Origin of the sequence: Gilliamella sp. wkB18, assembly GCF_001690875.1 — a bacterium.
GTDB lineage: Bacteria > Pseudomonadota > Gammaproteobacteria > Enterobacterales > Orbaceae > Gilliamella > Gilliamella apicola_A.
This window is the reverse complement of record NZ_LZHM01000110.1, coordinates 19063-37291: the sequence shown is the minus strand read 5'-3', so window position 1 is coordinate 37291 and position 18229 is coordinate 19063. Positions and strand designations below refer to the sequence as shown.

The following is an 18229-nucleotide window of genomic DNA, read 5'->3' as shown; positions in this document are numbered from 1 at the left end:
AGCAAACTGCTAAAAAAACAATCAAAAAGGTAAAAAATAATGTTGGCGTATCTACTCGTTTAAATTGATTGTTTTATTATAAAAAGATCAGCTTAATGTTGATCTTTTTTTATCCTTTAACATTCCTATAATAGCCAATTTAGTTAAATATGCTATACTTGCGAAATTCAACTTTCTTTTTATGGAGAATCGCAAGAAATGATGGAAACAATCCGAAATGCGGCAAATAATATTGCTGTTAAAATTATTTTTGCAGTAATCATTATTAGTTTTATCTTTACCGGTGTCGGTTATTTAGGGTTTGGTGGTAGTTCACATGATGAACAGAAATATATTGCAAAAGTAGATGGTGAAGGAATTAGTCGAGCAGAGTTTGAAGCTCAAGCTAAAGCCCAAACCGCCAATGCAGGAGGAGATAGTGCTTTTATTAAGCAACTTCGCCGTAATATATTGTCTTATCAAGTAAATAATGCTCTAGTTTATAAATTGTCAAAGGAAGTTAATACTATTATTTCTAATGATCAAATAAAAAATTATATCAGAAAACAACCTGTCTTTTTTGAAAATGGTAAATTTAATAATAAAAAGTATTTAGATTTACTTTCTGCTAATAACTATACTCCAGATAAATATGCTGAATCTTTAAGAGCATTGCTACAACAACAACAATTGATTGGTGCGCTAGTTGACAGTAGTTTTGTATTACCAGTTGATTCTGAAATATCATTATTAAAAGATCAAACAAGAACAGTTTATGCTGCTACAATAAACTCTTCTATAGTTAGTATGAATGATGTGAAAATATCAACAGAAGATGAACAAAAATATTATGATGAACATCAGAATGAATTTTTTAGGAAGGAAAGGGTAAAATTTAAGTATATTGCTAATAATAAGGAAGATTATTTTGACTCAATCTCCGTTAGTGATGAAGAAGTAAAACGAGAGTTTAATAATAATATTAAAGATTACACATTCCCTGCCAAAAAAGCTTTTAGTGTCATTTTTACAGCTGATAATCAACAAGCCAATAATATTATAAAAGATCTTTCATCTGGCATTGATTTTACTGATGTCATAAAGAATATGAACCAAAGTAGTGAAATATCACCTTACGGTAAAAATGGTTCACTAGGTTGGTTTGCTGATGATGACTCTTTACCACAAGCATTTAAAGATGCCAATTTACACCGAATCGGCGAAATTTCAAAACCTATACAAGTTGAAAGTGGTTATCTAATTGTTAAATTAGATGATTTAAAAAAATCAAAAGTAACAGATTTTGATGATGTAAAAAATAAAATCAAAACTAAACTACAAAATGAAAAAGCAGAGAAAGCTTTCATAAATACAGAAAATAAGATTAAGTCTGCACTTAGTAACAATCCAAATGATTTAGAGGTAGTAGCTAAAGAAGTAGGATTAGAGCTAAAAGAATCAGACTGGACCTATTACAATAATAACGATTCTATTTTGCGTTATCCTGAAGTTAGGGATGTTGCGTTTAGTAATGAAATGGTTGCTAATGGGAAGGCAACAAATAAAGTTTCTGATATGATTCCTGTTGGAAACGATATTAATGTTAAAGATTTTGTAATACAAGTTATTGACTATAAATCTGATGGTATTGCTCAGTTTGCTGAAGTTCAAGATATCATCAATAAAAAGCTGTATGATGATATAGCTAAGAGCCGTTTTAAATCTACTGTAGATAGTTTTATGACTGAATTAAATGAAAAAGGGAAATCTGAACATATACAATTTACTCAAAATTATAATTTGAGTAGAGAATCTAAAGAATTTGATCCGAAAGTAGTTCGCATGGTTTTTGATTTGGTACCCTCAGCAACTAACAAGCGTGTTTATGGTGTTGAATATTTAGATTATAAGAATGCTTATATTATGGCATTAACAAAATTCAAAAATCCAGAATTAAAGAGAGATATTTCGTCTGAATTGCTCCCTTTCATTAATGAAATCACTTATTACTTTTTAATCAATGATATTCGCTCTAAAGCTAAGATTGAAATTATGCCAGATGCTAATTTGTGATATATCTCGAATAATAAAGTAAAATTGGATGAAAAAGAAAAGCCACCTTGGTGGCTTTTCTCATTTTTCGCATATTTAAAATTTTTTTGCTTAATTAGGTGAGATAGTGATAAAGCAAATTTACTTGCGTAATTATTTTAGAGGTTAATTAAATGAAACTTTTTTCACTATTATTTATTTTTTTATTTAGTATTACTTTTTCATCTTTGAGTTTCGCTGATTCATCAGTTACAGAAACGATTAAACAAGAGTCTGTGAAACAAGAACAAAAACAAGTTATTCAGGTAAATGTTAACACTGCTACCGCTGAGGAGTTAACAAAAGCTCTAATAGGAATTGGTATTAACAAGGCTCGTAAAATTATTGAATATCGTGAAAAATTTGGTGCATTTGTATCAATTGAGCAACTTAAGGAGGTCTCCGGTATTGGTCAGGCTACATTGGACAAAAATGCTGGAAAAATAACATTATAATTTGATTATCCACCGATTATTTTCGGTGGATAATCAATATTAATTATCGATAGGATCAATATCAATATTCCATCTTACTTTTGATATTTCACTCCATTTTCCAATTTCGATAACGAGTTGATTTAATATTTTTTGTAACAATTGACGATTAGTATGTTGTAAAAGCAATTGCCAACGATTGTAGTCTGCTTTTTTAGGTTGATTGGCAGGAATAGGACCAAGCTGCCATAATTCTGGAGTACCATTTTCTTTTAGCCATTCATGAATTCGTTGTAAAAATGTAGGTGCATAGCAATTATTACGATCTGCTGCGCGAATCAGTACTTGATAACTAAAAGGGGGTAATTGTGTTTGTTGTCGTTCTTGTAAAGTTGCATTAGCGAATGCTCGATAGCCTTTTGTTAATAATATATTAAGTAATGGATGATCCGGATGATATGTTTGTAAAATCACTTCTCCTGCTTTTGCTTCACGTCCGGCTCTTCCTGAAACTTGAGTGTAGAGTTGCGCAAATCGTTCAGTTGCTCGAAAATCACTTGAAAATAGAGCTCCATCAACATCAATAATTCCGACTAAAGTGACTTCCGGAAAATGGTGACCTTTGGCTAAAATTTGTGTTCCCACTAAAATATGAGCTCCACCTTGTTGAATATTATACAAATAATTGTTTAAAGCTCCTTTTTTACTTACTGTGTCACGATCAATACGACTAATTTTGATATTAGGAAATAGAATTTCAAGCTGTTTTTCAAGTTGTTCAGTTCCTACGCCTATTGGTATTAAATGAGTTGATCCACATTTAGGGCATTGCTCAGGGACTGATCTCGGGGTATCACAATGATGACAACTTAATTTATGTTGCTTTTGATGATAAGTATAAGGATGTTCGCAACGGGGGCATTCAGCAATCCAACCACAGTCATGACAAAGTAATTGTGGTGAAAACCCTCGACGATTTAGAAATAACATTACTTGATTATTATTAGATAAATGTTTTTTTACTTGGTCAACTAAAGATTGTGATAGCCCAGCTATAAGCGGTAGTCCGCGAATATCTAAAATTGACTGCTTGGCAAGAGATGCATTACCTGCTCTTTCAGTAAGTTGTAATAATTGGTATTTATGATTTTGAGCATTTTTTAGTGTTTCAAGTGATGGTGTTGCTGAGCCTAATAAAATTGGAATATTTTCAATTTTAGCACGCATGATAGCTAAGTCTCGAGCATGATAACGCCATCCTTCTTGTTGTTTATAAGAGCTATCATGTTCTTCATCGATAATAATCATTCCCAAATTTTTGAATGGGCTAAAAAGTGAAGACCGAGTACCAACTATAATTGCATTTTCATCATTTTTACTTTGTAGCCAGACCCTAAGCCTTTCTTTGTCAGTTAAACCAGAATGCAAAATGTCTATAGGTGCGTTAAAACGTTGTTTAAAACGCTCAATCGTTTGTGGTGTTAGGCTAATTTCTGGTACGAGCACTAATGCTTGTTTTCCTGTTGATAATACATTAGCTAGGATATTTAAATAAACTTCCGTTTTTCCCGAGCCTGTTACTCCTTCTAATAAAAAAACACCAAATTGGTCAGTTTGTTCATTGATTGTATTAATTGCATAAGATTGCTCTTTGTTTAACTGAATTGGACTACAATTTACTGAGAAATTAATTTGCCATTTAACGCTATCAGGTCGGTAACTGATTTGTTGAATTAATTTTTTTTTATGTAATTCATAATAAATAGTTGCACCAAAATCATTTTCCTGCACAGTATTATTTTTTAATGATGAAAGTAATAATTGTTGTTTGGGGGCACGTTTTAATAACGCTAAATCAAATTGTTGTCCCAATTCGGTTAATTGCCAATGTTTGATTTCATCTTTAGCCGCTTGGCGCCCCTGTCTCAATAAAGTTGGCATAGCGTGAAATAGTACTTCACCGATAGGATAATGATAATAGCTTGCTGCCCAATTTAATAGCTGCCATATTGAAGGTGTAAAAAGAGGAACAGTATCAATAATAGCGGTAATTTTTTTCAAATTTTTAATATCAAAATTAGTGTGTTGGTCAATACTAACAATAATGCCTATTGCATCTCGTTTTCCAAAAGGAACCTTTACCCGCATTCCGACTTCTGCAGGTGTCATTAATTGATAATCAAAAAGCTGGTAAAGTGGTAAAGGTAAAGCAATATGAGCGATAAACATTAAACTATCACAATATAACTAAAGAAAGCTATATTGTACGCAGTTTTTGCTTAACTCGCAAAGTGGCTGTTCCAATTAACTTTTTTAAATCTTTGTTGAAAATTTCTAATTGATTATTGAAAATTTATCTAATTAATAGAAAGGTGGTATCTACTTGTAAAATTTGTTATCTTGATTGTATGGATTGAATGATCATTTTAAAAGGAACAAAATACCAGTGTCATTTTCACATATTAATCAGCGCGGTGATGCTCATATGGTTGATATTTCAGATAAACAAATAACTACGAGAGAAGCAAGGGCTGAATCGTTAGTAATAATGAATGCTGAAACAATTAATATGATTATTGAAGGAAAACATCATAAAGGAGACGTTTTTGCAACTGCAAGAATCGCTGGAATTCAGGCAGCCAAAAAAACTTGGGAGCTTATTCCGCTTTGCCATCCATTATTATTGACTAAAATTGAGGTTAATATTCAAGCTGATATTACTAAACAATGTGTTATAATTCAGTCAATTTGCCGTTTAAATGGACAAACAGGCGTTGAAATGGAGGCTTTAGTTGCTGCATCTGTTGCTGCTTTGACTATTTATGATATGTGCAAAGCAATTCAAAAAGATATAGTAATTAAGCAAGTAAGATTATTAAACAAAACAGGTGGTAAATCCGGTGATTTTATCGCCGAATAAATGTATAGAGATAAAATGAATAATGTCATTTTTTTTGCTCAGATTAGAGAATTAGTGGGTATTGATAAAGTTACGTTAGATGCAGATCAACTCTCGGTTTCCCTTCTGATTGAGCGGTTAAGTAAACTTGGTGATAAATGGTCATTAGCATTAAAAGAAAGAACAGTATTATGTGCTGTAAATCAATGTATTGTTGATTTTGATTATATTATTCAATCTAGTGATGAAATCGCTTTTTTTCCTCCAGTAACAGGCGGATGATATGGATATCATTAAAGTTAGTAATGAACCGATTTATACTGAAAAATTAATTGATTGGCTTTCTGAATTGTCACAAGATGGAGCCGTGGTAACCTTTATGGGAAAAGTTCGCTGTTTTGAAAAACATATGTTGAGCCTTTTTTTAGAACATTATGCAGGAATGACAGAGAAAGTTTTAACTAATATTATTTCTCAAGCTAGAGAAAGATGGAAATTGAGTCGTATTGCCGTTATTCATCGAATTGGTGAGATCAGTGTTAATGAACAAATTGTATTTGTTGGTGTGAGTAGTGCGCATCGATCTGATGCATTTGCAGCAGCTGAATTTATTATGGACGTATTAAAAAATCAAGCTCCATTTTGGAAGAAAGAACGAACAGAAAATGGTGACGTATGGATTGATGCAAAAAAATCGGATATAGAATCATTGAAAAAATGGTATTAATTATTATTTAATATATAATAGTGATAGTTTTTGTTATACATTTAATTCGAGAGGTATGGAATGACGAGTTACACCCCTAACGGTTCAATTATTGAACAATCTAATAGCCGTGTACAAACGTATATGAGCCATGTTTATGGTTGGATGACAGTTGGTTTACTTTTAACAGCCTTGGTAGCATGGTATGCATCTAATAGTATACAGCTTTTGGAAATTTTGTATCGAGGTATGTGGGTTCTGTTGATTGCTGAACTAGGATTAGTTTTTGTTATTTCTGGTTTTATTAATCGTTTGTCGGGAGCTGCAGCAACCACATTATTTATGATTTATTCAGTTTTAAATGGATGTACTTTTTCTATTTACTTTATAGTTTATACTTCATCTTCAATTGCAAGCGTCTTTTTTATTACTGCAGGGATGTTTGGTGCTTTGGCTTTTTATGGTTATACCACAAAACGAGATTTATCAGGTTTTGGGCGTTTCTTATTTATGGGACTAATCGGTATTGTTATTGCATCTTTAGTTAACATATTTTTGCAAAGCGCTCCATTAATGTGGGCTGTGACTTATATTGGCGTATTTGTTTTTGCTGGTTTGACAGCTTACGATACTCAAAAACTTAAAGAATTTGGTCAAGATTTACCTCAAGACGATCAGAATGTATTTAGACGTTTTGTCATTTTGGGTGCATTGACACTTTATCTTGATTTCATAAATTTATTCATTATGTTATTAAGAGTTTTTGCAGATCGTCGATAACCATATATTAATAATATTAAAAGGCTCTATATAGAGCTTTTTTTTTGCCAATTTTCTATTAGAATTTTACCTAGATGTGCTATTTTTAATAATTATACTGACAAACAAAAAGGCCTTTTTATTATTGTGGGGAGCGCAATCTAAAAAGCTTTAGGTTAATCGCCATAAATTAACAAATCATGAAGATGTAATACCATCATTAATGAAGTATTATATGTTTATGGAGATGATATAAGGGATTATTTTATTTAACCCAATAAAAGATAGAAATTGGTTATTGATTTCAAATTATAATTCTTACGCTATTCGAACTGAGTAATATTTATCTTGTTAATCGTATGGGTATTAACCATTATATGGACTCATATAATTATGAAATTGACGAAACAGTGAGTTATCCATACATCCATGATCTGATAAATAATATGTGTTATTTTTATCAAAATAGCAAAAAGAGATCAATTAAGCCACCAAAAGGGTGGCTAAAATTGAATAGTATTAATGCACATCTGCACAGTTTAAACAATAAATATAACGATTTTGCTTATCAGAAAATTTATCCCATAAAGATGCTTTTTGTTGGATTTGTTTAACGCTAGGTAATTTTTCAAACAAAACTTCTGCTGTTGATTTAGGTAACATAGCAATCATGTCTGAATAAAAAGCATTAAACCAGTTTGTTTCAGGTTTTTGCCAGTCAATTCTGTAATCAGTAAGATTAGCTAGCGACGCAGCCATTTCAATAGCATCATCAAAGTCTCCTAATTTATCGACTAAACCATTTCTGTAAGCTTCCGCGCCTAACCATACTTGGCCTTGTCCTATTTTATCGACTTGCTCTATTGTCATGTTTCGTGCTTTTGCTACCAAAGAGATAAACGTGCTATAACCGTTATCAATATTCATTTGAATAAGTTGCTTCATTTCATCTGGTAAATTTTTAGCAAAATTATTATTTGCTAATGGGGATGTTGATACACCATCGCTATGAACACCAATGTACGAAAGTGAATTTTCAAATGTTGGAATAATACCAAAAATACCAATAGAGCCAGTTATAGTATTTGGACTAGCAACAATATAATCGGCAGCTGTTGAAATCCAATATCCTCCGGAAGCCGCCATTCCGCCCATTGAAACAACAACAGGAACTTGATAATCACGTAATGATTCTAACTCACTACGTATAGCTTCAGAGGCATCAACACTTCCGCCGGGGCTATTTACTCGCAGAACAACAGCTTGAATATTTTGAGTATTAATGTTTTCACGAATATTTTTTAATTGTGTAACTATTTCTTGGCTTCCTGCAATATTGCTATTATTTTCACCTTCAGCAATAGTGCCATTGACAAAGACTACAGATATAAGTGGTTTTGTGATGTTTTTATTAATTGGCTTGTTTTCAGCTTTTAGTTTGTAATCATAAATACTAATTTCAGGCAAATCTTCTTTTTGAATAACGGATTCAAAGAAATTTTTCTCAAATTCATAATTTGATGTTACAACATCGACTAAGCCATTTGATAAAGCATACTGGCTCATACTGCCATTAACTGCTTTTAATTCTGATAACATAATATTAGAAGGTGGAACTAATTGTGTTGTAGCTTTTTTTCGTTCTTTAGATATATCATTTAGATAATTATTCCACATAAGTGTCAACCAATGGGTAGTGTTACTTTTTGCTTCTTCCGACATATCATCTCGGATAAATGGCTCAATAGCTGATTTGTAGGTACCGACACGGAAAACATGAGTATTAATTTTTAAATTATCCAGTAATGTTTTATAATATAGATTATTTGCAGCAAAACCATATAAATTAACGGCTCCTTGTGGTGTCAAAGCGATTTTATCGGCATAGCTTGCTAAATAATATTGGCTTTGATTAAAGTTTGTACCAATAGCATAAATAGGCTTTTTATTTGCTTTAAATTTAGCTAAGTATTTACCTACATACTGTAGCGAACTAAGATCGGCACCAACAAAGTGATCTAATTTCAATACCATATTTTTAATATTGGGATCAGCGGCTGCTTGATCTATTTTTTGTGTTAATTCGAACAAGCTATTTTCACGAGCAAGATTTACCTTTTTTCCATAAATTTTATTTTGTAAAGCATAGATATTATCATTGTAAAGTGTACTATCTACGATAATACCTTCAAGATCTAAAACTAAAGTACCGTGTTTGGGAGTAGTATCTTCTTTTTGTATTTCTTTAATTAATGCAATACCACTAAAAATGAGAATAAGGATAATTAAGAACACTAGGTTTAGAAAGACTTCCCTAATAAAGTTGACTACTTTCCAAATAGATTTAATGACAGATAAAAAAGACATAATAAATGTGATCCTTTTATAGAAGTTTATCTAAATTCTTCGTTTCAATGTTTCTTTTTTTGAAATATTTTTTATCTTCGAACCGTAAGCATGTTAATTTTCCTCCCCAACAACATCCTGTATCAAGAGCATAAATATTTTCAGGCGTTCCTTTACCATTCAATGCAGCCCAATGTCCAAAAGCAATATGATATTCATCAGGAATTTTTCTTGGCATTAAAAACCATGGTTTCAGTTTTGCAGGGGCTTGGTCAGGATGTTTTTTGTAATAGAAATCAAGCTGGCCATCTTCATAACAAAATCGCATACGTGTTAAAGCGTTGCTAGCGTAACGTAATCGATCAAACCCTTTTAAATTTAATGACCATTCATTTGGGAAGTTACCATACATTTTATCAAGAAAAAGAGGATAAGAATCACTTGATAACATAACATTTAGGTCATGGGCACATTTTTTTAGTGTTTCAAGATCCCATTGTGGTGAAACGCCTGCATGGGTCATAATGAGCTTTAAGTTTTCATCTATTTGAAGAAGAGGTTGTTTTCGCAGCCAATTCATCAATTCATCATAGTCGGGAGCTGCAATTACATCATTAAGATTATCTTTCTTTTTAGAATACGTAATTTCAGCATAAATGGATAGTAAATGTAGATCATGATTACCTAATACTAAACGAATCTGTTGATTATTTTGTTTAACAAATCGTAAAACTTCAAGTGATTTAGGGCCTCTTGCTACCAAGTCTCCGGTCAACCATAATACATCTGATGATGAAAAACTGACTTTCTCAAGTAATCGCATAAATTCATCATAACATCCATGAATATCGCCGATAAGTAGGTTTGCCATACGATTATATCCATGCATTAGCGAGCTGACAGTATTGCTCTACAGTAAGATTTTCAGCACGTAAAGTTGGATCAATATTCAATTCTGTTATTTGTTTCACAGTAAACATATTGCCTAAACTGTTACGAATAGTTTTACGACGTTGATTAAAAGCTTCAGTTGTCACTCGCGAAAGTATTTTAATATCTTTAACAAAATAAGGTTTTTCTTTATAAGGGATTAATTTTACCACTGCTGAATCAACTTTTGGTGCAGGCTTAAATGATGTTGGGGGCACTTCTAAAACAGGAATGATATGACAATAATATTGTGCCATAACGCTCAATCTACCATAATCTTTACTATTTGGTGCTGCAACTAAACGAGTAACTACCTCTTTTTGTAGCATAAAATGCATATCCATAATAATATTTGCATATTCAAATAAATGGAATATCAAAGGAGTTGATATATTATAAGGTAAGTTACCAAAAACTCTTAATGGTTTACCTAGTTGCTCGGAAAGTTCATTAAAATCAAAAGTTAATGCATCTTTTTCAATGACTGTTAGTTTATTATTTAAATATGGGTTTTCAATCAATCTGCTAGCTAAATCTCGGTCTATTTCAATTACAGTTAAATGATCCACATATTCACTTACTGGCATGGTCAACGCAGCAAGACCCGGACCAATTTCAACTAACGCTTGATCAGCTTTAGGTTGTATAGCCGCAACAATATTTTTAATAATGTAGTCATCATGTAAAAAGTTTTGTCCGAAACGTTTCCGGGCAAAATGCCCTTGATGAACACGACTATTCATGCTTTTCATCACCTTTAATTTTAATATAAGCATCACCTTTTAATTCTTTAATCCAAACTTGTGCTTCTTCAGCGAATTTTCGATTAAATATTAATCGATAAGCTTGCTCTTGTTTTGCTAATTCAGTTCTATCTACTTTTCTTGTATCTATTAATTGAATCAAATGCCAACCATAAGCTGATTTAACGGGTTCACTTATTTGCCCTTTTTTTAGTTTGAGTAAACTGTTTTTAAAGCCAGTATCATAACGTTCTGGAACGCTCCAACCAAGGTTGCCACCATTATCTGCAGAGCCTGGATCTTCAGAATAAGTTTTAGCTGCTGCTTCAAAAGTTGTTGTACCATTTACTATTGCTTTTTTAATATCATTTAATTTTTGTTTAGCTACTTCATCGGTTATTAGTACATTAGTTTTAATTAAAATGTGACGAGCATTAATTTCTCTAACTGTGATAGCTTTAGGTTTTTCAGTTCGTGTATCATTAACTTTTAGAATGTGTAAACCGACACCTGAGCGAATTGGACCAATAATGCTTCCTTTAGGGGCTCGTATTAAGCGCTCCTCAAATATTGTCGGTAGTTCATTGAGTTTACGCCACCCCATATCTCCACCTTTTAAAGCTAGAGTGTCATTAGAATATGAAGTTGCTAGTTTTGCAAAATTTTCTCCTTTCTGGGCTCGATTAATGATATCTCTAGCTTTATCATTTGCTTCATCTATTTTTTGTTTTGATGCATTTTCTGGGATCGCAATTAGTATATGACTAATTTTTACGTCAATATTATTAGTCAGTTGCTGAGATATATCTTTGACTAAATTTTCAACTTCTTTTTCGGAAATATTAATTCGATGCTTTACTTCACTCATTTGTGTTTGCTCGATTAGCATCTCATTATGTATCCGATCTCGGTAAGCACCATAGCTAATTCCCATAGTTGATAGTTTGCTTCTTAACTGATTGATATTTAAACCGTTATCAGCGGCAATTCTAGATATAGCCTCTGTTACTTCATCATCGCTAACAGTTATTTTTGCTTTAGCTGCTGTTTGAAGTATCAAATTTTCGGTAATTAAACGATCAATGATTTGTTGTCTAAGTATTTTATCATCTGGTAAATTTCGTTTATCGGAACTTGCTTTAATAGTTTTTAACATCTCATTAACATCACTTTCTAAAATGACATTATTATTGACAACTGCAGCCACTTGTTCAACAACCCGAGGTGCTGCATATATAATAGATGTTGGTGCAAAAATACCAATACTGATACTTAAGTTTAAAGCAATAATTAGTTTTGATAATTTCATATTTATTTAACTCATTTTTTTGCTATAGATTAACTATTATAGTAATAACTTTATTAATCATATTTTTTATTACAACATTTACTCAAATGCGGTGACATAAGGTAATTTACCAAAATCTAGCATTTTGGCTCTGGCATCACTATTACGACCTAATCCTTGTAACTCGAAATGTATTGAAAATTTATTTTCATATTTGCTGCTACGTGTATCAGGTTCCCAGTCTGTTAATTTTCGACCATATTGTACAGTTACACCCCAGCAACAATCTTGGTAGTGTAGTCCAATAAAACTATCTGCTGTTTGACCTAGTTTAATATCATGATAGTAAGATCCTACTGCTGTAATTGTATTAGTTAATGGCCAAGATGCCATAATACCAGCTTGTGATATATCTTGTTTATATCCTTTATAGGTTGAACTTTTATCAACTGTATCAATATAGTTATGGTTTGCATAACGGTAAGATAACTGTACCAGTTTATCATTAGATGGTTGATATTCAAAAATGGTGTTTGCCAAAGATATCGTATCAAGTCGAGTATCATATTGAAGTGCACTTCTAAATATCATGTCATCATTTATGCGCCAAAAATTGTTCGTTGCCCAAGTTATGCTTCCAGTATCGGAATTTCTATCTAATTCTGTGTTATTCTCACTTGTTCTTGATTTTGTAAAATAAGTAGTTTGCCCAATAGATAAATTAAATCGTTCAACTTTATTATTGTCATAAAAACGAGTAGTTACTCCTATAGATATTTTATTGGTTGAAGGAATTCGATCTAATCCACTATAAGGTTTATCTCTAAATAGTCCAATATAATCTGACTGTAGTAAAGATGAATCATAATTTAAAATATTAGACTGTTTGCGATATGGTATATAAATGTACTTTACTCGCGGTTCTAAGGTTTGTGTATAACCTTCAATAAGAGTGGTATCACGTTCAAAAATGATTTTACCATCTACCGCTATTTTAGGTATGAAACGGTTGACATTTCGATCTAAAATTTTATCACTATTATCTTGATTTTTATCATATTTTTGATTTAAATCTTGATTGTAGTGCGTTGCCATAAAGCCCACTTCAGTTGATAATGTTGACCAAGCATTGGTTAATGTGTAGTTAAGTGTTGGCTCAATGTGGGCCCGCCATGTTTTCGGATCGTTTTTACTTGGACTTACAAAATGTGTTATTTGAGAAAAGGTCTTAAATTTAAAAGGTCCTAACTCATAATTATAATAAGTCATATCTAACTGTGGTTGAGTTTGATAAAGGTTATCTTTCGCAACTGAATGGAAAGTTTGAAAGTTTAAATGACTTAATTTAATATCCCAATTTTCATCGTTATAACCAATTTGGTAAAGCTGAGAAAGGTATCCAGCTGTTTGTGGTATATATTCAGAGCTTAAATCTGACAAATATTGATTATCACTGACGCGCGAAGCATTTACTTTAAGCCGCCAATGATAATTAATTAATTCTTCATTTTTCCAATAAAATAACCAACGATGTTGATTATTATCATAATCATTTCCGTTCAACCCATTTTTTCTATCTTTATTATATTTACTATCATGTTGCAGCCAGTCAAATGCTAATGTACCTAACCCTAATTCATTTAAATAACGAAATTCAGATTGTATTTGAAGACCTCGTTTTTCAAGAACTCTTGGTTTAAAAGTGGCATCATAGTTTGGCGCAATATTCCAATAAAAAGGAATAGAAAAGTCAACGCCATCAACACTGTCATAACTTATATCTGGCATTAATAAACCGGAACGGCGTTTATCTCCTGTTGGTAATTGTAAATATGGTGAATATAATACAGGAATTTTACCAACACGAAATATCGCATTCCAAACCTCAAGCAATTGTTCTTTATTATCATGAATAACAGTGGAGCCTTTAATACTCCAAGTGCTATCATTGATTGGGCAAGATGTAAAACTACCGTTTTTTAAAATAACATAACGATTTTCCTCAAGTTTCATTTCATCGGCATCACCACGTCCAAGTCGGTTTACAAGATGATATTCACTAGGTTTCATTTTGGTATTATTGTTATTGAGATTCATTGATGCATTATTACCTTTCATCTGAATCAAATTATCTTGATAGATAATGTTCCCTTCTAAGGTCACAACACGATTATTAGTGCCTTCAGAATCAATAGTAACTTTGTTTGCTTTAATGGAACGATTCCCTTGAATTATCGATACATCGCCTTGATAAATAGCGACATTTGGATAAATTGCTTCAAATTGATTGGATTCGGCGTTTACAGGAATGTTGTTAGTATCTCCACTAATTAAAGGTCGATCAAATCGAGGAACATTGATCATGCACTGTGGATTATTGCTAGCAGCTTTAGGTAAAGCTATAGCATAACAAGCACTGTTGTACAAAGAAAAGGTAACGGTTATAGCAATAAGTGAAGGCGTTAATTTTTTCATCAATGATTAAAAGTAGTTATGATTTTTATAATTAACACATTATAACGGTTATTTATAAAAGTGCGAACGAAAAATTAATGTTTCACTCTTCGCCTTTTTGCTTTACTTAATTGCTTAACCATAGTTATTCTTTTTTCGACAGAGCTATATTGAAATTCATCCCACCATTTGGCTAAAGCTAAAAGCTCTCCTTTTTCGATAGAAGCCCTTATTTCGAGAAGATCGTAAGCTGCGCGGAATTTGGGATGTTCTAATATAGTAAACGCACGTTTGCCATCGCGTTTCTTCATTCGTAACTGCAGTCTCCATATATCCCCTATTGTTGAGGTTAAGCGTTTGGGGATAGCAATAACACGACATTGTTCACTTAAAATATCGTTAATAGCCATAGAAAAAGCATCATAAAATTGTAACCCGCTTTCAATACAGGTTAATTGCGTTTGTTCTACGACTGGATACCAAAAAAATGCTGCAAATAAAAATGCTGGATTAACACGCTTATTATTGGCAATGCGATAATCAGTATTTTTTAAAACTTGCTCGATAATTTTTTCTAAGTGGCTATTTTTATTATTAGTAAATAGGCGATCAATAATAGGAAAAAGCTGCTCAAAAAGGTGATAATCTCTTAATAGGAGATAAGTAGCATATCCATGACCCGCCTGTAATAATTTAAGTGACTCATCAAACAGTCGAGCGGAAGGTATATTCATTAGCAACGGTGCTAAGCTTTTAATTGGTTCTGCAGTAGCTGGCTCAATGGTCATATTCAACTTAGCTGCAAATCTTACTGTTCTTAGCATTCTAACGGGATCTTCTCGGTAACGTGTTTGAGGATCACCAATTAATCGAATAACTCCATTTTGTATATCGTTTAATCCGCCACAATAATCACGTAAAGTAAAATCTTTAATACTATAGTAAAGAGCATTCATGGTAAAATCGCGTCGTACCGCATCTTGCTCTATTGTTCCATAAACATTATCACGTAATAGCATACCTGATTGTGAACGTTTTAATGTATTATTTTGTTCTTCTTGATCGCCAAGAGTGCCACGGAAAGTCGCAACTTCGATGATTTCTTTGCCAAACATAATATGAGCAAGTCTAAATCGTCTTCCAACTAAACGACAGTTGCGAAAGATTTTTTGAACTTGTTCTGGGGTAGCATTCGTCGCAATATCGAAATCTTTAGGCGTTTTTCCTAATAAAAGATCTCGAATACAACCACCTACTAAATAAGATTCGTAACCGTGTTTGTTTAATCGGTAAAGAACTTTTAATGCATTTTCATTAATATTATTACGTGAAATGTTATGCTCATTACGTGAAATGGACACATAATTTGGCTCTTGGCGTTTTTTATGACAAAACATCTTACGATAAAATTGAGAAACTTGTTTAAAAATAGTACACCCCAAAAATAATGTTTGATAAGAAACAAAATATAACATTGGAGTATAACTTAATTATCATTAAGTTTCCATGGATCTTCTAATGAGTATTATAGATTATTAAAAGTTAAATATGTTTAATAGCACTGGTAATAGATAAATTTTCAAATGGATTTTTTAAACACAATTATTAACATTAGCATTTATTTATATACAGCAATGTAGTAATATCACTTAACCAAAATGACATGTTAAATTTCGTTCATATCTATGTAATATCATGGAGTTGATTATAAATTATACAAACTAATACTTAATTTTTTTTGAGTTAATTGTAGGGAAACAATAATTTCCACCAAGAGATAAAGCGTTAACCATGTATCAAAGAACATTTTTATCGTTAATTTTAATGCTGCAATTAATTTCCCAAAATTACTTGAGTATATACCATTAACTGATAATTTATTGGGGGCATTATGAATATTCGAGATTTAGAATATTTTGTTTCGTTAGCTGAATTCCGTCATTTTCGCAAAGCAGCTGATGCTTGTAATGTAAGTCAACCAACCTTAAGTGGACAGATCAGAAAATTAGAAGATGAGCTTGGTGTAATGTTATTAGAGCGTACTAGTCGTAAAGTATTATTTACTCAAACTGGTATGATGCTCGTTGAACAAGCTAAAGAAATTTTACGTAATATTCAAATTTTAAAAGAAATGGCTAGCCGACAAGGTGAAGAAATGTCAGGGCCAATGCATATAGGTCTAATTCCTACTATTGCGCCTTACTTATTACCGCATGTTATCACCGTTCTACATGAATCTTTTCCTCAATTGGAACTATATTTACATGAGGCACAAACAGCGGGGATTGTTGCTCAACTTGAAAGCGGTAAGCTTGATTGTGCAATTGTAGCTCAGGTTAAAGAGACATCGCAATTTATTGAATTGCCTTTATTCGATGAGCCAATGTTCTTAGCTGTTCCTGCAAATAACGAACTAGCGAAACAAAGAGTAATTAATCTTTCAAATTTAAAAGGACAAAAATTTTTAATGTTGGAAGATGGTCATTGTTTACGTGATCATGCTATGGGATATTGTTTTCAAGTTGGTATTGAAGAAGATAAACAGTTTAAAGCGACTAGTCTTGAAACTTTACGTAGTATGATTTCAGCTGGTCGTGGCATTACTTTATTTCCTGAGCTTGCTGTGCCCAATGAGCGTACTCGTGATAATATTTGCTATATTTCTTGTACTGAACCTGTACCATCACGTAATATTGAACTTATTTATCGCCCTGGTTCGCCATTGCGTTCTCGTTATGAAACAATAGCCAAAACGATTCGTGATCACATACCAAAAGTATTTGCAGAAAAGGAAAGGTTACTCAAAGCAAGTAATTAATTTTTTAGGTTGTATTAAAATATAATGAGTTTTAAAAATATAAAATGAAAAATAGCAAAGCTGGTGGTATTCGAGCACAACAGAAAGAGAAGACTCGTCGTAGTTTAATTGACGCGGCTTTCAACCAGCTTAATGCCGAACAAGGTTTTGCTAGTTTAAGCTTACGTGAGGTCGCTCGTGAAGCAGGTATAGCAGCTACTTCATTTTATCGTCATTTTCGAGATATGGATGAATTAGGTTTGGCTATGGTTGACGAAAGTGGCTTAACGCTTCGTCAATTATTACGCCAAGCGCGAAAACGTATTGAAAAAGGGGGAAGTGTTTTACGTACCTCAGTAACAACTTTCATTGAGTTTATTGATAAAAATCCTAAAGTTTTTTTATTATTATTGCGTGAAAAAGCTGGGACTTCCTCTGCTTTTCGTTCAGCTATTGCTCGAGAAATACAACATTTTATTGTTGAATTAGTTGATTATCTTGATAACGCTAATAACATGCCACATCATTATAACAAAGCACAAGCAGCAGCAATGGTAACTATTGCGTTTAATGCAGGAGCTGATGCCATTGATTTTGACGCAGTACAGCGTCAGAAATTAATTGAAGATCTTATTTTCCAACTTCGAATGGTATCGCGTGGGGCTTACTATCTTTATCATAAAGAGTTATTTAAAAAAGAAATCTTATAATTATCTATAATGTTAAAAATACATTACTTTCTAATCAATTCAATATGATTAAGTAAAAAAACTGCAGTATTTGCTGCAGTTTTTATAATGATA

The 18229-nt window shown here is 32.2% G+C and carries 15 protein-coding genes; 8 read left to right on the top strand and 7 right to left on the bottom strand.

Annotated features, from left to right (window positions below):
• The first annotated feature begins 198 nt into the window (after nucleotides 1-198).
• Together A9G48_RS10760 and A9G48_RS10755 are read left to right on the top strand one after the other, a co-directional pair.
• Nucleotides 199-2052: a SurA N-terminal domain-containing protein gene (locus tag A9G48_RS10760; RefSeq protein ID WP_065576161.1), complete on the top strand. Its 1854-nt coding sequence runs from the start codon at nucleotides 199-201 to the stop codon at nucleotides 2050-2052.
• 152 nt (nucleotides 2053-2204) lie between these two features.
• Nucleotides 2205-2525 (top strand): ComEA family DNA-binding protein, encoded by a 321-nt coding sequence (locus A9G48_RS10755; RefSeq protein WP_034944406.1) that lies wholly within the window; start codon nucleotides 2205-2207, stop codon nucleotides 2523-2525.
• 39 nt (nucleotides 2526-2564) lie between these two features.
• Here the strand turns inward: A9G48_RS10755 and priA are convergent, their stop codons facing one another.
• Entirely contained in the window at nucleotides 2565-4733 is a 2169-nt protein-coding gene (priA, locus tag A9G48_RS10750) for a primosomal protein N' (RefSeq protein ID WP_034944402.1), read from the bottom strand.
• Nucleotides 4734-4950: 217 nt separating this feature from the next.
• On the opposite strand from priA, the gene moaC reads away from it, so the two are divergent.
• From moaC to A9G48_RS10730, 4 genes are read left to right on the top strand one after another with little or no spacing between them, the layout of a single operon-like run.
• Complete coding sequence (gene moaC, locus A9G48_RS10745) at nucleotides 4951-5424, top strand: cyclic pyranopterin monophosphate synthase MoaC (protein WP_034944399.1); 474 nt, start codon at nucleotides 4951-4953, stop codon at nucleotides 5422-5424.
• 15 nt (nucleotides 5425-5439) lie between these two features.
• Nucleotides 5440-5685, top strand: coding sequence for a molybdopterin synthase sulfur carrier subunit (moaD, locus tag A9G48_RS10740; protein ID WP_034944853.1), 246 nt, complete (start codon nucleotides 5440-5442; stop codon nucleotides 5683-5685).
• A 1-nt stretch (nucleotide 5686) separates the two neighbouring features.
• Nucleotides 5687-6130, top strand: a complete 444-nt coding sequence (moaE, locus tag A9G48_RS10735) for a molybdopterin synthase catalytic subunit MoaE (protein ID WP_034944397.1) — start codon at nucleotides 5687-5689, stop codon at nucleotides 6128-6130.
• Between the two features lie 60 nt (nucleotides 6131-6190).
• Nucleotides 6191-6889, top strand: a complete 699-nt coding sequence (locus A9G48_RS10730; protein ID WP_034944395.1) for a Bax inhibitor-1/YccA family protein — start codon at nucleotides 6191-6193, stop codon at nucleotides 6887-6889.
• Between the two features lie 498 nt (nucleotides 6890-7387).
• Here A9G48_RS10730 and sppA read toward each other — a convergent pair whose 3' ends face one another.
• From sppA to pcnB, 6 genes are all read right to left on the bottom strand, one after another.
• Nucleotides 7388-9235: a signal peptide peptidase SppA gene (gene sppA / locus A9G48_RS10725; RefSeq protein WP_034944393.1), complete on the bottom strand. Its 1848-nt coding sequence runs from the start codon at nucleotides 9233-9235 to the stop codon at nucleotides 7388-7390.
• A gap of 16 nt (nucleotides 9236-9251) precedes the next feature.
• Entirely contained in the window at nucleotides 9252-10085 is an 834-nt protein-coding gene (gene apaH / locus A9G48_RS10720) for a bis(5'-nucleosyl)-tetraphosphatase (symmetrical) ApaH (RefSeq protein WP_034944850.1), read from the bottom strand.
• Nucleotides 10086-10089: 4 nt separating this feature from the next.
• On the bottom strand, nucleotides 10090-10887 hold the full coding sequence (gene rsmA, locus A9G48_RS10715; protein WP_065576160.1) for a 16S rRNA (adenine(1518)-N(6)/adenine(1519)-N(6))-dimethyltransferase RsmA: 798 nt from the start codon (nucleotides 10885-10887) through the stop codon (nucleotides 10090-10092).
• The gene (gene surA, locus A9G48_RS10710; protein ID WP_065576159.1) at nucleotides 10880-12196 is read right to left on the bottom strand and encodes a peptidylprolyl isomerase SurA; all 1317 of its coding nucleotides are present in this window, start codon (nucleotides 12194-12196) and stop codon (nucleotides 10880-10882) included. Before surA ends, rsmA begins: the two co-directional genes overlap by 8 nt.
• 78 nt (nucleotides 12197-12274) lie before the next feature.
• The gene (gene lptD, locus A9G48_RS10705) at nucleotides 12275-14650 is read right to left on the bottom strand and encodes an LPS assembly protein LptD (RefSeq protein WP_034944387.1); all 2376 of its coding nucleotides are present in this window, start codon (nucleotides 14648-14650) and stop codon (nucleotides 12275-12277) included.
• A gap of 74 nt (nucleotides 14651-14724) precedes the next feature.
• Nucleotides 14725-16104, bottom strand: a complete 1380-nt coding sequence (pcnB, locus tag A9G48_RS10700; RefSeq protein WP_051825080.1) for a polynucleotide adenylyltransferase PcnB — start codon at nucleotides 16102-16104, stop codon at nucleotides 14725-14727.
• Nucleotides 16105-16520: 416 nt separating this feature from the next.
• On the opposite strand from pcnB, the gene oxyR reads away from it, so the two are divergent.
• Both oxyR and fabR read left to right on the top strand, forming a co-directional pair.
• Nucleotides 16521-17447, top strand: a complete 927-nt coding sequence (oxyR, locus tag A9G48_RS10695; protein ID WP_034944385.1) for a DNA-binding transcriptional regulator OxyR — start codon at nucleotides 16521-16523, stop codon at nucleotides 17445-17447.
• 44 nt (nucleotides 17448-17491) lie between these two features.
• On the top strand, nucleotides 17492-18136 hold the full coding sequence (fabR, locus tag A9G48_RS10690) for an HTH-type transcriptional repressor FabR (RefSeq protein WP_034944381.1): 645 nt from the start codon (nucleotides 17492-17494) through the stop codon (nucleotides 18134-18136).
• Nucleotides 18137-18229: the final 93 nt, after the last annotated feature.

Coding starts and splice junctions, on each gene's coding strand:
- A9G48_RS10760 (WP_065576161.1), top strand. CDS start 199: ATGATGGAAACAATCCGAAATGCGGCAAATAATATTGCTGTTAAAATT.
- A9G48_RS10755 (WP_034944406.1), top strand. CDS start 2,205: ATGAAACTTTTTTCACTATTATTTATTTTTTTATTTAGTATTACTTTT.
- priA (WP_034944402.1), bottom strand. CDS start 4,733: ATGTTTATCGCTCATATTGCTTTACCTTTACCACTTTACCAGCTTTTT.
- moaD (WP_034944853.1), top strand. CDS start 5,440: ATGAATAATGTCATTTTTTTTGCTCAGATTAGAGAATTAGTGGGTATT.
- moaE (WP_034944397.1), top strand. CDS start 5,687: ATGGATATCATTAAAGTTAGTAATGAACCGATTTATACTGAAAAATTA.
- A9G48_RS10730 (WP_034944395.1), top strand. CDS start 6,191: ATGACGAGTTACACCCCTAACGGTTCAATTATTGAACAATCTAATAGC.
- sppA (WP_034944393.1), bottom strand. CDS start 9,235: ATGTCTTTTTTATCTGTCATTAAATCTATTTGGAAAGTAGTCAACTTT.
- apaH (WP_034944850.1), bottom strand. CDS start 10,085: ATGGCAAACCTACTTATCGGCGATATTCATGGATGTTATGATGAATTT.
- rsmA (WP_065576160.1), bottom strand. CDS start 10,887: ATGAATAGTCGTGTTCATCAAGGGCATTTTGCCCGGAAACGTTTCGGA.
- surA (WP_065576159.1), bottom strand. CDS start 12,196: ATGAAATTATCAAAACTAATTATTGCTTTAAACTTAAGTATCAGTATT.
- lptD (WP_034944387.1), bottom strand. CDS start 14,650: ATGAAAAAATTAACGCCTTCACTTATTGCTATAACCGTTACCTTTTCT.
- pcnB (WP_051825080.1), bottom strand. CDS start 16,104: ATGTTATATTTTGTTTCTTATCAAACATTATTTTTGGGGTGTACTATT.
- oxyR (WP_034944385.1), top strand. CDS start 16,521: ATGAATATTCGAGATTTAGAATATTTTGTTTCGTTAGCTGAATTCCGT.
- fabR (WP_034944381.1), top strand. CDS start 17,492: ATGAAAAATAGCAAAGCTGGTGGTATTCGAGCACAACAGAAAGAGAAG.